At 31.6% G+C, this 15,856-nt stretch carries 12 protein-coding genes; 9 read left to right on the forward strand and 3 right to left on the reverse strand.

The window, feature by feature from the left end:
* The 4 genes from arsB (at position 1) to JM82_RS01160 (ending at position 5,157) form a co-directional block, all read left to right on the forward strand.
* A complete protein-coding gene (gene arsB / locus JM82_RS01145; RefSeq protein ID WP_145000453.1) occupies positions 1 to 1,047 on the forward strand; it encodes an ACR3 family arsenite efflux transporter in 1,047 nt (348 codons plus the stop codon).
* 423 nt (positions 1,048 to 1,470) lie between these two features.
* Positions 1,471 to 1,944 carry a hypothetical protein gene (locus tag JM82_RS01150; RefSeq protein ID WP_145000455.1) on the forward strand — a complete coding sequence of 158 codons (474 nt, stop codon included), beginning with the start codon at positions 1,471 to 1,473 and terminating at the stop codon, positions 1,942 to 1,944.
* Positions 1,945 to 2,400: 456 nt separating this feature from the next.
* A complete protein-coding gene (locus JM82_RS01155; RefSeq protein ID WP_145000457.1) occupies positions 2,401 to 3,984 on the forward strand; it encodes a toxin-antitoxin system YwqK family antitoxin in 1,584 nt (527 codons plus the stop codon).
* A gap of 444 nt (positions 3,985 to 4,428) precedes the next feature.
* Positions 4,429 to 5,157: a DUF2071 domain-containing protein gene (locus tag JM82_RS01160; RefSeq protein ID WP_145000459.1), complete on the forward strand. Its 729-nt coding sequence runs from the start codon at positions 4,429 to 4,431 to the stop codon at positions 5,155 to 5,157.
* 194 nt (positions 5,158 to 5,351) lie between these two features.
* On the opposite strand, the gene JM82_RS01165 is transcribed toward JM82_RS01160, so the two are convergent.
* On the reverse strand, positions 5,352 to 6,812 hold the full coding sequence (locus JM82_RS01165) for an aminoacyl-histidine dipeptidase (RefSeq protein ID WP_145000461.1): 1,461 nt from the start codon (positions 6,810 to 6,812) through the stop codon (positions 5,352 to 5,354).
* Positions 6,813 to 7,009: 197 nt separating this feature from the next.
* Here JM82_RS01165 and JM82_RS01170 point away from each other — a divergent pair, with 197 nt between their 5' ends.
* The 4 genes from JM82_RS01170 (at position 7,010) to JM82_RS01185 (ending at position 13,023) form a co-directional block, all read left to right on the forward strand.
* Positions 7,010 to 8,077 carry a DUF3810 domain-containing protein gene (locus JM82_RS01170; protein ID WP_145000464.1) on the forward strand — a complete coding sequence of 356 codons (1,068 nt, stop codon included), beginning with the start codon at positions 7,010 to 7,012 and terminating at the stop codon, positions 8,075 to 8,077.
* Positions 8,078 to 8,161: 84 nt separating this feature from the next.
* The gene (locus JM82_RS01175) at positions 8,162 to 11,146 is read left to right on the forward strand and encodes an amidohydrolase family protein (RefSeq protein WP_145000465.1); all 2,985 of its coding nucleotides are present in this window, start codon (positions 8,162 to 8,164) and stop codon (positions 11,144 to 11,146) included.
* A gap of 75 nt (positions 11,147 to 11,221) precedes the next feature.
* On the forward strand, positions 11,222 to 12,514 hold the full coding sequence (locus tag JM82_RS01180) for an amidohydrolase family protein (RefSeq protein ID WP_145000467.1): 1,293 nt from the start codon (positions 11,222 to 11,224) through the stop codon (positions 12,512 to 12,514).
* Between the two features lie 161 nt (positions 12,515 to 12,675).
* On the forward strand, positions 12,676 to 13,023 hold the full coding sequence (locus JM82_RS01185; RefSeq protein ID WP_145000469.1) for a hypothetical protein: 348 nt from the start codon (positions 12,676 to 12,678) through the stop codon (positions 13,021 to 13,023).
* Positions 13,024 to 13,072: 49 nt separating this feature from the next.
* Here the strand turns inward: JM82_RS01185 and JM82_RS01190 are convergent, their stop codons facing one another.
* Positions 13,073 to 13,876: a DUF6503 family protein gene (locus JM82_RS01190; protein WP_145000471.1), complete on the reverse strand. Its 804-nt coding sequence runs from the start codon at positions 13,874 to 13,876 to the stop codon at positions 13,073 to 13,075.
* Positions 13,877 to 13,989: 113 nt separating this feature from the next.
* A complete protein-coding gene (locus JM82_RS01195; protein ID WP_145000473.1) occupies positions 13,990 to 14,808 on the reverse strand; it encodes a DUF6503 family protein in 819 nt (272 codons plus the stop codon).
* Positions 14,809 to 15,054: 246 nt separating this feature from the next.
* On the opposite strand from JM82_RS01195, the gene JM82_RS01200 reads away from it, so the two are divergent.
* A complete protein-coding gene (locus JM82_RS01200) occupies positions 15,055 to 15,852 on the forward strand; it encodes a TrmH family RNA methyltransferase (protein ID WP_145000475.1) in 798 nt (265 codons plus the stop codon).
* Positions 15,853 to 15,856: the final 4 nt, after the last annotated feature.

Genomic DNA, 15,856 nt, shown 5'->3' on the forward strand with positions numbered 1-15,856 from the left:
ATGGCTTCAAAAAAATTAAGTTTTCTAGATAAAAATCTAACGCTATGGATATTTGTAGCAATGATAATTGGTGTTGGACTTGGGTATTTTATACCAACCTTTCCAGATATTATAAATTCCTTTAGTAGTGGATCTACAAATTATCCAATTGCAATTGGTTTAATTTTAATGATGTATCCACCATTAGCAAAAGTTAATTACGCTTTATTACCAAAGGTTTTTAAAAACACTAAAATATTGTCAATTTCGCTTATTCTAAATTGGATTATCGGACCTGTTTTAATGTTTATTCTGGCTATTACATTTTTAAAAGACTATCCAGAATATATGGTTGGGTTAATTTTAATTGGTTTAGCACGATGTATTGCAATGGTCTTGGTTTGGAATGATCTTGCAGAAGGTAGTAGCGAGTATGGTGCAGGTTTAGTCGCTTTAAACAGTATTTTTCAAGTATTTGCTTATAGTTTTTACGCTTGGCTTTTTATAACCATATTACCTCCTTATTTTGGATTTGAAGGTGCTATCGTAGATATTTCAATAGGTACCATTGCAGAAAGTGTCGCTATATATTTAGGTATCCCTTTTCTTTTAGGGATTTTAAGTAGACAAATTTTAGTAAAATTAAAAGGTGAAGATTGGTATACTAATACATTTATACCAACAATATCTCCTATGACTTTAATTGCACTATTATTTACAATAGTCATTATGTTTTCGTTAAAAGGTGAGTTAATTGTAGAAATACCAATGGATGTTTTAATTATTGCAGTACCATTACTTATCTATTTTTTACTAATGTTTATTATCGGATTTTTCTTTACAAAAGCTTCTGGTGCAGAATATGATAAAACCGCTTCTGTTGCATTTACTGCTGCTGGTAATAATTTTGAACTAGCTATTGCTGTCGCTATTGCTGTTTTTGGACTTAATTCTGGACAAGCTTTTGCAGGTGTTATTGGTCCTTTAGTAGAAGTTCCTGCGCTGATTTTATTAGTGAGAGTCTCTTTCTGGCTAAGAAAAAAATATTATGGACACGCTACTTTGTAAAAAGACGCAGAACACAGTAAATAAATAATTACTTAACAGATAATTACAAGTAATAAAATAAAAAGCACAATCCTAAGATTGTGCTTTTTCTATTTTATATAATACTATTTAATACGATTACTTTTTAGGAATCTCTTTTAAAATCTCTAATACAAAGTTCCAGTATTTTTGAGCAGAAGATATTTGCATGTATTAATCAATCTTATCTTAACCTTTATTGTGATACTGCATTACTTGCAAATTTGACTTTGTCATTTTTTTCAACTAAATTCGTTTAACTTCGAATATAATTCATTGAAACGGAATCATATTCGCTATACTTTGTAAGCAATTTAAGAAACGTCTTGCTCAATGAAAGACACAGTTCACTCATTTTAGATTTTTATATTAATTAACCAAGTTTATTTTTGAATAAAACATAAAATGGAAACAAAAATTAGACTTTGGATTGCAACATTAATATTTGGAATTATTCAAATCGGATTTGGACAAAATCTGAATATGGTAATTGAGGTGAACGAAAGATTAGTGACGACCGAAATTGCAGGCGCTTATCTGAATTTTGAAAACGAGGATGGAACTAAAAGCAGAACCCTTGTTGGATATCATCCTGGAGAATTAGTTTTACAGAAAGAGGACTGGGAAAAAATTCAATCTGAATCGACAAAAAATATCACGCTTACTTTTGACTATTATGCTTTGAAAGGAAAGTGGCATAATAGTGTGAATTTCGGAATTGAAATGCAAAAGCACCATTTTGAGAAGAGTTATTTGATTTTAAGGGTATATGACTTTAGAGAAAGGAAATTTAGAAAACGATATGGTTGTTTGACTGACAAAAAATTTATTACGGAATTGAACTTCCCACAAGGCGGAATTTTAATACGCTGTAGATAATAAAAAAACTGCTTACAACACCGTGTATAATTAATTGCTTTGGTCGTTGCTTATTTGGAAAATTCCTTCGGAATTTTCTCGCGTTCGTTTTTGTTTACTAAATTAGTTGCTTAATCACGCAACTAACCATACACAAGACCGTTAAACGAACATTAATAAATCACATAAAAAAGCACAATCCTAAGATTGTGCTTTTTCTATTTTATATAATACTACTTAAAACGATTACTTTTTAGGAATCTCCTTTAAAATCTCTAATACAAAGTTCCAGTATTTTGAGCAGAAGATATTTGCGTGTATTAATCAACCTTATTTTAACCTTTATTGTGATGCTGCATTAATTGCAAATTTGACTTTATCATTTTTTTCATCTAAATTCGTTTAACTTCGAATATAATTTATTGAAACGGAATCATATTCGCTATACTTTGTACACAAATAAAATAACAGAATAAAATGATAAGATTAATAACGATTCTACTCTTAATAATAAGTACAAATATCTATAGCCAACAAACTATCTACTTTGATAAAGATTGGAAGGAAACTGATAAAATGAATGCGCTTTATTATAGGCAAATTCACCCTTCTAATAACAAATTTATTGTAAAAGATTATTTAATGGATGATAAGTTGCAATTTGATGGTGTTTCTAGCACAGCTAAAGAGCCTCTTATACTAGAAGGAGAAGCTATTTGGTATAATGAAAATGGAATTGTAACACAAAAAGGAAACTTCAAAAATAATACTCTAAATGGTAAACTCATAACATACTATTTAAATGGAAAAATAAAGAGTACAGAAACTTATGAAAATGGTAAATTAGAAGGACTATATACAGAATTTTTTCCTACTGGAGAAATAAGTAATCAAGCTGTTTTTTCTAAAAACCAAATTAATGGACTACACAATAAATATAGAAGTCCCAACCAATTGGAGTTTAAAGTTAATTACAAAAATGGAGTGATTGATGGAGCTTATGAGTTCTACAATAGTAATGAAACTCTTTTTAATAAAGGAAGTGCAAAGGATGGTATTCAAAATGGTAAATGCTTCGACTATTATTATGAAGGCGAATTAAGAAAAGAATATACAATTAAAGAAGGACTTGTTGATGGTGAACTAATTGAGTACGATAGGAATGGAAATATAATGACTAAAGGATTATTCGATATGGGAAAAGTTATTTCATTTGAATCAATATCTTTAAGAACAACTAACAATAGTAAGTTTAGTAGTTCTATGAAACTTAAAAATGGAATAGAAGAATGGAAAGTCTACAGAGATGGTAAATTGATACTTAAATCTTTTTACAAAGATGGTTTTAAAACAGGTAAATGGGAAGTATTTAACTATGATGGTTCAAAGTTATATCAAATCTTAAATTTTGATGATAATACTGATTGTAAAGACACCTACTTACAAAGAACAAAAGAAGAATTTGATCCTTTTCTATTTTTAAGTAGTCGCTTTAATTTTGAAAGTAAAATGATTGATATTGACGATTGTAATGGTGGAAAGAAGGAACTATTCTCTAATGAATCAGAAAACCCATTCTATTATTTAAAAGAAAAAAATAAAAAAACGTTGGAACAAAACACCATCGCAGAGAATAAAAATCTAATTGATTACAAAGAGTCTGCTAATGATAAAAACTTTTTGGTAAAAAACAATTGTATAAAGCATCCAAAATATAATGAAGTTCATTTATGCATAAAAGAAATAAACAGTATTACACACAAAGTGTTTCTTTCTGAAAATTTAAAATTATTAAAAGAATTAAGGTCTCAAGCAAAACCGAAGGATAATGAAATATATTTTTATTATCAAAAATTTGAAGAGAGAATATACGATTTAGATAAAGAACACTCTAATAGGTATATGGGATTTAAATTACCAGATGTTCTTGTAGAGGCTTTCAAGAATAAAACTTTAGATTACATTTCAGTTATTGGAGTTTATGAGCATCAATTTTGGAATATTGACAACTTTTCGGGCTCTTCTGCTTATTTTGCATTCAAGAAGGAAATAGCAAATTAAAAAACTATGTACAACAATGGCTATAATTAATTACTTGTTCTCGCCTACTTCTGAAAATCCGTGTGTATTTTCAGCCTAGTAAGTACTTGCAAAGTTAAGTGCTAAACCACGCAACTACTCATAGCCGAAAGCGTTAAACGAACATTAATAAATCACATAAAAAAGCACAATCCTAAGATTGTGCTTTTTCTATTTTATATAATACGACTTAAAAAGATTACTTTTTAGGAATCTCCTTTAAAATCTCTAATACAAAGTTCCAGTATTTTTGAGCAGAAAATATTTGCGTGTATTAATCAACTTTATCTTAACCTTTATTCTGATACTGCATTAATTGCAAATTTGACTTTGTCATTTTTTTCAACTAAATTCGTTTAACTTCGAATATAATTCATTGAAACGGAATCATATTCGCTATACTTTAGGTGCAATTTGCTCACTCAAATGAAAATACCGAAAATAAAAGGAATAATAGACAGACGAATTTTAATCAATTACCAAATTGATAAAGAAGTCTTGGAAAATTATTTACCAAAACCTTTCAAACCTAAATTAGTAAACGGAAAAGGAATTGCAGGAATCTGTTTGATAAGATTAAAAGAAATCAGACCGAAAGGTTTGCCGAAACAAATCGGAATTTCTTCTGAAAATGGAGCTCATAGAATTGCAGTTGAATGGACTGAAAACGGAAAGTTAAAAGAAGGAGTTTATATTCCAAGAAGAGATACTTCTTCTAAATTAAATTCTTTAGCTGGCGGAACTATATTTCCTGGAATTCATCATTTAGCAAATTTTAAAGTAAATGAAAAAGATGGAAACTACGAAGTCGGTTTTATCAGCGATGACAAAACTTCATTATCAATAAAAGCAAAAGAAACAAACTCTTGGAATACCGAAAGTGTATTTGAAAATTTAGAATGTGTTTCTGAATTCTTTGAAAATGGTTCTATTGGATATTCGCCTGACAAAAATGACTTTGACGGACTTGAATTAAAAGCATATAATTGGAAAGTATCACTTTTGGAAGTTGAGAATGTAAAATCAAGCTTTTTTGAGAATGAAAGTATTTTTCCGAAAGGTTCTGTCAAATTTGATAATGCATTATTAATGAAAGATATTGAACACGAATGGATAGGACTAAAAAAAATAAAAACTGCACCTAATACCATATAAAAATAATTGCGGTTTAGCGCTTAATCAAAGGTCGTTGCGTGTTTGTAACGTCTGATTTTCCTTCGGAAAATCCTCGCATACAAACCCGCAACTATCCTTATACATAAACGTTAAACGAACATTAATAAATCACATAAAAAAGCACAATCCTAAGATTGTGCTTTTTCTATTTTATATAATACCACTTAAAAAGATTACTTTTTAGGAATCTCCTTTAAAATCTCTAATACAAAATTCCAGTATTTTTGAGCAGACGATATTTGCGCACACTCGTCAGGACTATGTGCGCCTTTAATGTTTGGTCCAAAACTAATCATTTCCATATCTGGATAATTTTGACCTAAAATACCACATTCTAAACCAGCGTGACAAGCAGCAATATGTGCTTTTTCGCCATTTAATTTTTGGTATAAATTATCTAACACTTTTAATATCGAGCTATCCATGTTTGGTGTCCATCCTGGATAATCTCCAGAAAGCTCAACCTCACAACCTGTAAGCTCAAATGCAGCACGCAACGTATTTGCTAAGTCCATTTTACTACTTTCTACAGAGCTACGCGTTAAACATCCTATTTTTACTTGACCATCCTTAACAATTACACGTGCAATATTATTAGATGTTTCTACCAATTCAGGAATATCTGCACTCATACGATACACACCATTTACTGCTGCATATATAGCACGTGTTAATCCTTCTTGTACACCAAGGTCCATAATTAATTCAGGAGTTTCAGTTTTAGAAACTTCAATCACCAAATCAGGCTCCATAGTTTTAAGTTCGGTTTTAATTGTGTTACCTAGCTCTTCCATTTCGCTAATAAAAGCAGCTTCGTGTATCGCATCTATTGCTACTACTGCTCTACTTTCTCTTGGAATAGCGTTACGTAAACTTCCACCATCAATTTCTGAGATTCGTAAACCAAAGTTTTCAAAACCATCAAATAATAAACGGTTCATTAATTTATTGGCATTACCTAAACCTTCGTGTATTTGCATACCTGAGTGTCCACCTTGTAAGCCTTTTACTTTTACTTCAAATCCTATTTTAAATTCAGGTGTTTCTTCTTGCTCGTACGTTCTTGTTGCTGTAACATCAATACCTCCTGCACAACCAACACCAATCTCGTCATCTTCTTCCGTATCTAGGTTTAACAAGATTCCGCCAGTTAACAAACCACCTTTTAATCCCATTGCTCCTGTCATACCAGTTTCTTCGTCAATTGTAAACAAGGCTTCAATTGCTGGATGTGGTATGTCTGTACTTTCAAGAAGTGCCATAATGGTTGCTACTCCTAAACCGTTATCTGCACCAAGGGTTGTTCCTTTTGCTTTTACCCAGTCACCTTCCACTACCATTTGAATCCCTTGTGTGTCAAAATCAAAATCGGTATCTGCATTTTTTTGGTGTACCATATCTAAATGCGATTGCATTACAATAGTCACACGATCTTCCATTCCTGCAGTTGCTGGTTTTTTGATAATCACATTTCCAACCTCATCTTCTATAACTTCTAAACCTAAATTGGTACCAAAGTCTTTCATGAATTTAATCACACGCTCCTCCTTTTTTGAAGGTCTTGGTACTGCGTTTAAATCTGCGAATTTATTCCATAATGCTTTTGGCTCTAAAGCTCTAACGTCTTGACTCATTTGTATAGTTTTTATTGAATTACAAAAGTACAAATTGCAGATGCATTTAGAAACCTTTTTAAGTTAGAAATAACATTAGTCGCTACTCCTGATGGTAGTTGCATCCTTTTTTGCAAAAAAAGATATAACGGACAGCAGGTAGAAACCTTTTAAATAAACCTAAGTGATTGGTCCCAATTTTTAATTATTTTTGAGTCATGCTAAAAAACAAAAAACTGTGGATTGCCCTACTGATTATACCTATGTATATATTGGTGAAAGTTGTGGCTAAATTTCCGGACACAATGGAGGTTGTGTATAGTAATGGTTTATATCCTTTTATTTCTAAATTATTTAGGTATACTTTGGGTTGGTTACCTTTTAGTTTTGGCGATTTTTTATATGCTTTTAGTATAATTTTTATTTTCCGTTGGCTAATTTTAAATGTAAAACGCATCTGGAAAGATACTGTCCATTGGCTAATTGATGTGTTTGCTGCTGTTAGTATTATTTTTATAGCGTTTCATTTATTTTGGGGTTTTAATTATTACCGAAATCCTTTGCATAAAAATTTAAATTTAGAGGATGATTACACTACTGAGCAATTAGTTACTGTGACTAAAAACTTGATTGAAAAATCAAATTCTATACATCTAGAGATTACTAAAAATGATAGTTTGAAGGTCGATTTACCATTTACTAAATCCGAAATTTTAGCATTAACGCCTAAAAGTTATGAGGCTTTAAAAACTGATTTTCCGCATTTGGAATACCATCCTAAAAGTTTAAAAAAGTCATTATTTAGTTACCCATTAACTTACATGGGTTTTAGTGGTTATCTTAATCCATTAACCAATGAGGCTCAGGTGGATGATATGATTCCTGTGTACAAATTTCCGACCACTGCTGCACATGAAGTAGCACACCAATTGGGTTATGCTAAAGAAAACGAGGCTAATTTTATTGGCTTTTTAGCGACTATTAGCAATACTAATATCTACTTTAAATATTCGGGTTACACCTTTGGTTTAAGGCATTGTCTAGGTGAAATTTTTAGACGTGATCCTGATTTATATTATAAATTATTACCAACGATTAATATAGGTATTTTAAAAAACTATCAAGAGGTTAGAGACTTTTGGAATGATTACAAAAACCCGTTGGAACCAATTTTTAGATCTACTTACACGTCTTACCTAAAAGCTAACAACCAAGCCAAAGGTATGGATAGCTATAGCTATGTGGTGGCTTTATTGGTTAATTATTTGGAAGATAAAATCTTATAAAAACGTTAAAATCCTAATTGGGTGTTGTTTGGCATATTGGCTAATGCGTATCTTTAGTGTTTATCAACCTTAAACTATCAACCAATGATTAAAAAATGGGCAGCATTAAGCCTGCTGTTGTGCAGTTATTTTTCTTTTGCACAAGAGTATGTTCCTAAAAACGATGGTGTAAAAACCAACACGTCTAATTACACAGCATTAACAAACGCTAAAATTTACGTCACTCCTAATCAAGTTATTGAAAACGGAACCTTACTTATTAAAGATGGTAAAGTTGTCTCTTCTGGAGCTGCTGTAACTATCCCAAAAAACGCTGTTGTTATTGATGTAACTGGTAAATCTATTTATCCATCCTTTATTGATATTTATACAGATTTTGGTATAAAAACACCTAGTAGCGCTTCTGGAAATAATAGAAGTCCGCAATATGACGCTAGTCGCGAAGGTTTTTATTGGAATGACCATATTAGACCTGACCAAAATGCAATAGACCATTTTGAATTTGATAGCAAAAAAGCTGAAGAATTACGTAAAGCTGGTTTTGGTGTTGTAACCTCGCATATTGATGATGGTATAATCCAAGGTACTGGTGTTTTAGTAACATTAGCAGCTTCTGGTAGTGATGCTACTAGATTATTGGACGACAAAGTTGGACAATTTTCTGGAACATCAAAAAGCAAAACTTCTAGACAGGCGTATCCAACATCATTAATGGGTACTATGGCGTTATTACGACAAGTAAACCATGATGCAGATTGGTACGCTAAAGGAAATATTAAAGAAAGAGATCGTGCTTTAGAAGCTTACATTGCTAACAAAAATCTGGTTCAGTTTTTTGATGCTGGCAAAAAAATAAATGCGTTACGTTTTGACAAATTAGGTGACCAATTTGGTATCCAATATGTATTTGTTGGTGGTGGTGATGAGTATGAGCTTATTAGTGACATTAAAAACACCAATGCTAAATTTATTTTACCATTAGACTTTCCGGATGCATATGATATGGAAGATCCACTATTGGCACAATCTGTTAGTCTTGAAGATTTAAAAGCATGGAACCAAAGTCCTGCTAATCCTAAAATTTTAGCCGAAAACAATATTCAGTTTGCATTAACAACACATAAATTAAAAGAGTCAAAATCATTAATGCCTAATATTTTAAAGGCTATTGAATATGGTTTAGATAAAACAAAAGCTTTAGAAGCTTTAACAACTGTGCCTGCCGGAATTATTGGTAAATCAACAGAGCTTGGACATTTAAAATCAGGTGCTTATGCTAACTTTTTAATAACGTCTGGTGACGTTTTTGATAAAGAAACGACTATTTATGAAAACTGGGTAACTGGTATTAAAGATGAATTAGTAGCAATGAATACTACAGATTTACGTGGTAGTTACACCTTTAATTTAGATAATACGGATTACGAGTTAGAAATTTCTGGCGAAATTGAAAAACTAAAATCTAAGGTTAAAACAAGTACTAAAGAATATGGTTCTAAAATAAGCTTTAGTGATAATTGGATGCAATTAACCTTTGCTGCTGCAGATAGTACAAAAAAAGAATTTGTTAGAGTGGTAACAAACGTGACCAACCCAAACATGTTAAGCGGTAAATTATATTACCCTAATGGTAACGAAGGGACTTTTTTAGCCAATAAAAAAGTTAAAGAAGATGACAAAAAAGACAAGGATAAAACGGAAGACAATGATGAAGTAGCTCCTAAAATTTATCCTGTAACCTATCCAAACATGGCTTACGGTATGGAAAGTTTACCTAAGCAAGAAACGTTATTGTTTAAAAACGTAACGGTTTGGACTAATGAGGAAGATGGTATTATTAAAAATACAGACGTTTTAATTAAAAACGGAAAGATTGCAAAAATCGGTACTAGTTTAAATGCTGGTAATGCGACTGTTATTGACGGAACCAACAAACATTTAACGTCTGGAATTATTGACGAGCACTCGCATATTGCAACAGAAAGTGTTAACGAAGCAGGACACAACAGTACTGCCGAAGTTACTATTGAAGATGTTTTGGATGCTGAAGATGTAGATATTTACCGCAACCTTGCTGGAGGTGTTACTAGTATTCAGATTTTACATGGATCTGCCAATCCAATTGGAGGACGATCAGCAATCATTAAATTAAAATGGGGAGAAAAAGCCGATAATTTAGTCTACCAAAACAGTCCTAAATTTATCAAATTTGCTTTAGGAGAAAATGTAAAACAAGCCAATTGGGGAGACAATGCAAGAACCCGTTTTCCGCAAACCAGAATGGGTGTTGAACAAGTGTTTACAGACTATTTCCAACGTGCACAAGAGTATGATGCTTTAAAGAAAAGCGGTAAACCTTACCGTAAAGACTTAGAGCTAGAGACTATTGCCGAAATTTTAAATAAAGAGCGTTTTATCTCTTGTCACTCTTACGTGCAAAGTGAAATTAATATGCTTATGAAGGTTGCTGAAAAATTCAACTTTAGAATCAACACATTCACACATATTTTAGAAGGATACAAAGTAGCAGACAAAATGGTAGAACATGGTGTTGGAGGATCAACATTCTCTGACTGGTGGGCTTACAAGTACGAGGTTAATGATGCTATCCCTTTTAACGCACCAATTATGCACAACGCTGGTGTTTTAGTAGCTATAAATAGTGACGATGCAGAGATGTCTAGACGTTTAAATCAAGAGGCTGCTAAATCTGTGAAATATGGAGATATTAGCGAGGAAGACGCTTGGAAGTTTGTAACCTTAAATCCTGCTAAATTATTACATATCGACGATCGCGTTGGTAGTATTAAAGTTGGAAAAGATGCAGATGTTGTGCTATGGAGTGATAACCCGTTGTCTATTTACGCTAAAGCGGAAAAAACAATCATTGAAGGAAAAGTTTATTTTGATTTAGAGCGTGATGCTAAACTTAGAGAGACTATCAAAAAGGAGAAAAATGAATTAACAATGCTAATGCTTCAAGCTAAAAACAAAGGGTTAAAAACAAAACCTATTGAGAAAAAAGAAAAAGAGCTTTTACATTGCGATTCTATTGACCACCAACACTAGTCAATACCTAAAGTAATATATAAAATATACACTCATAAATGTTTCGCTTAAGCGGAAATAAAACGATAATAAATCATGAGAAAATTTAAAATATTAATCCTAACGTTATGTGTTTCGGTAATTAGTTTTGCCCAACAAACGCCTGGAGATAAACAAACCACAGCCATTACTATTGAAGGTGCCACTGCACATTTAGGAAATGGTGACGTTATTGAAAATGCTTTAATAATGTTTGAAAACGGTACAATTACTTTTGTTGGTAGTGCCAACACAAAAATTGCAAGAAAGGGAACAATCATTGATGCTAAAGGTAAGCATGTCTATCCTGGTTTTATTGCACCAAACTCAACTTTAGGTTTGGTCGAAGTAGACGCTGTACGTGCTACCAATGATGATGACGAAGTTGGTATTATGAATCCACACATACGTAGTCTTATTGCTTATAACACCGAATCTAAAGTAGTAGAATCTATGCGACCAAATGGTGTTTTAATGGCTCAAATTACACCTCGTGGTGGACGTATTTCTGGAACATCAAGTGTTGTACAATTAGATGCTTGGAACTGGGAAGATGCTGCTATTAAAACTGATGATGGTATACATTTAAATTGGCCAAGCACCTACTCTAGAGGTCGTTGGTGGTTAGGAGAACCAAATGTTTTAAAAGAAAACAAAAATTACGCTAAAGAGATAGAAGAGCTAACCAATTACTTTGCCCAAAGTAAAGCCTATAATGCTAATAAAACATCTCCAAAAGATTTACCTTTTGAAGCTTTAGAAGGGTTAATGGATGGTAGCAAAAAGCTTTTTGTACATGTCGATAACGAGAAAGGAATTACAGATGCTATTAATTTTGCTAAAGCAGAAAACATAAAACACTTAGTTATTGTTGGTGGATATGAAGCAAATAATGTTGTTGATTTATTAAAACTAAATAACATACCTGTATTAGTACAACGTACGCACTCTAGACCAAATGGAGATGATCATGATTATGATTTACCATACAAATTAGCATCGCAATTAGTAAATGCTGGTATTTTAGTTGGATTAGAAAATGCAGGAGATATGGAACGTATGAACACTAGAAATTTACCGTTTTTAGCTGGAACTACTGTTGCTTATGGCTTATCTAAAGCACAAGCTTTAAGTTTAATTACATTAAATACAGCAAAAATATTAGGAGTTGATGATAAAGTAGGCTCATTAGAAGTAGGAAAAGACGCTACATTATTTATTAGCCAAGGTGATGCTTTGGATATGAGAACAAACAAATTGGATCAAGCCTTTATCCAAGGTCGTAACATCAGTTTAGAAACACACCAAACAGAATTGTACAAGCGTTATTCTGAGAAGTATAAACAATAGTAATCTGGATTACAACCTTAAGGACAATTAGAAAGCTACTCAAAAAAAAAAAAACAATTTTATAATTTTTCGAGTAGCTTCCATTAACTAACTAAAAATCAACACCCAAAACAACGACAAAGTCATAACGTCTTTTATTTTAATCTATAAAAAAAACCATTATGAAACAGTTATTAATAGTATCATTTACTCTTGTTAGTGTATTTTGTCTAAGTCAAAACAAACTAGAACCTGTACTAGCATTAAATATAAATGCCGATTATTTTAATACTGTTTATAATAAGTTGGACGCTATTACTAAAAGTATAGTAGGTAACACCTATGTTATTAGTTATATGGATGATATTAGACAAGGTCAGCTGTTTATAGTTCCAGATAATATTGGAAAATCTTTTAACAATATAAAAATAGCTAATCAGCCCAATTTAGATTTACAACTAGAGCGTATTTTGTATACTGGTAATTTCCCAAATCCTAGACTTAATAATATACCAAACATTAAACACTAAAAAAGGCGACCCAAAGGGTCGCCTTTTTTATTTTATAAAATTGTAAATACTACTCCACTACAACAGCAGTTTCTGGCTTTGCAAATGTACTTGCAGCTAATGATTGCTTAGATAAAGTAACATTTGTAAATTGTAAATCGTTTCGTTTTTTAACTGGTAAATTAGCTTCAACAAGATACCATGTTAAAGTCTCTGGTAATACTATGCCTTCAATAGTATGCCAATTACTGTATTTGATAAACGACCATTGTTCGCTTTTAGCTTTACTATTAAATGTAACAGTGTAAGCTAACCACTCCATTTTAAATGTAGTCGGATTATAATATAATACATACTCATCGTCAGAAGATGCTCCTACACCATTATCATAACTAATTTTTATTCCTGGATATTCCACTCCTTCAAAGCTTAAAGGTTTAGCTACTTCATAATTAATCCCATTATCAGCTAACACAAATGGCATTGTATGAAAATAAAACATCAAGTTATAATAAAACTTAGGGTTACCTTGATACTCCTCTTTATTTTTAGAATCCAACCAAACGTCTTTACCATCAAAACCTAGCGTGTGATTTGGCGTAGTAATTACAGATTCTCTAGATTTTAAATGAACTGTAGTCACTTCTTTACCTGTTGGCTTTGTCATGGTAAAAGCTAAAGATTGCATTTGGTTCCAGTTATCTAAACCTCCATGAGCTTCAAAAACTTTAGATATATTTTCTGGATAGATTGAAGTCGTTACATCCAATGTTTCTTTAGAATAATCAGTTTCAGATATGGTTTCTTTTTTAACTTCACTTTTACAAGAAAAAAGCATTAATCCTAAAAATAAGGTGTACAGTAATTGTTTCATTTATAATATGTTTTATTTATGAGTAGCAAGTTAAGTCGTAAATTATTACATTCATTACAAAAAAAAGCCTCAGTATTACACTGAAGCTTTTTTAATATAATTTATAAATTAAATTAGTCTACAAAATTAGCTTGTTCTGGCTTAACAAACATTGCTGCATCTGGTGCTGTTGTAGACAACTTTACATCTGTAAAAACATTAGGCGTTTTAGGTGTTGTTGGCCTATCATTTTTAAAACCATAACCTGTAATTGTATTTGGCAAAAGTAGACCGTTTACTTCTTGCCAATCACCATAACGTCTAAAATGTAATTCTTTAGTATCAATTCCTGGCACAAAGTTTACTGTGTAACCCAACCATTCCATTTTAAAAGTCTCAGCATTATAATATAATACATAAATATCCTCAGGTGTTGCTCCTACACCATTATCGTATGAAATTTTAATTCCTGGATAAGTCACACCTTCAAAAGTTAGTGCTTCTGCTTCAGAAAATTTAATTCCGTCGTCAGACAAAATAAAAGGCATAGTATAAAAATAGAACATTAAGTTATAGCCAAATTTAGGATCATAACCTTTATATTCTTTATCTGTTTTATTTAATAACCATGGTTTTTGACCATCAAAACCAATAGCATAATTTTGAGATGTTAATAAGGCTTTTCTATTGTATAAATCTGTAGTTGTAACTTCTTTTCCATCAGGCTTCTCTTGCGTATACTCTAAAGATCGCATAGATTTCCATAGCTCCAAACCACCATGTGCCTTAAATACTTTAGTTAAATTTTCCGGATATTTGTTAGTCTCTTTAACTGCTTTTTCTGTAGGTGCTTTTTCTGCTTCGTTTGTCACAGTTTGAGTTTCGGTTTTTGTTTCAGATTTACATGAAAACAAAAATAAACCTAGTGATAATGTGTAAAGTATTTTTCTCATTTAAATAATGGTTTTTAGTATTCTTAAGTAAGTAGAAATTAATCACATTTCTTTACAAAAAAAAGGTAGCAATTTGATATTTTTTATTAGTCTTCAATTTTTAAAGTATCTGTTATTTTATAGCGTATTTATTATGTATTTACACCTAAATATCAAAATAAATTTTAGATAATGCATCCGTCTTGTAGACTGCAAGATTTAGCTTAAATTTGTGATGAAATATAAATAGGGTTTTAAACATTTAAAATGGCAAATAAAGAAATAAGTAGCACTCAAAATCCACTAATAAAACATATTGTTTTACTTAAAGAAAAATCCCGTGAACGTAAAAAAACAAATACGTTTGTTTTAGAAGGTGAACGTGAAATTCAGCTGGCTTTAAACGGACAGTATGCCATACAAACTATTTTAGTCTTACCCGAAATTTATGATATTACAAAACTTGCTGAATTACCTAAGACTATTGATATTATTGAAGTCTCAAAAGAAGTTTACCAAAAAATAGCCTATCGTGAAACTACGGAAGGTATAATCGCTATTGCCAAAAGCAAACCACATCAATTAGAATCTATTGTTTTTAACAATAACAACCCTTTAATTTTAATCGCCGAAGCACCTGAAAAACCAGGTAATATTGGTGCCATTTTACGTACTGCAGATGCTGCAAATGTAGATGCTGTAATTATTGCAAATCCAAAAACAGACTTGTACAATCCAAACATCGTACGTTCTAGCGTTGGCTGTGTTTTTACCAACCAAATTGCAACAGGTAGCACTGAAGATATTATAACTTTTTTAAACAAAAATAATATTGCTATTTACAGTGCCATTTTACAAGATGCTGTGCATTATCACGAACAAGATTATAGTAAAGCAACTGCTATTGTTGTTGGTACGGAAGCTGATGGTTTAAGTGAGACTTGGCGACAAGCGTCTAAACAAAATATAAAAATACCTATGCAAGGTGCAATAGACTCCATGAATGTGTCTGTTGCTGCTGGAATATTAATTTTTGAAGCTAAACGTCAGCGTAATTTTAAATAAACAA

This window comes from Olleya sp. Hel_I_94 (assembly GCF_007827365.1).
Classification (GTDB): domain Bacteria; phylum Bacteroidota; class Bacteroidia; order Flavobacteriales; family Flavobacteriaceae; genus Olleya.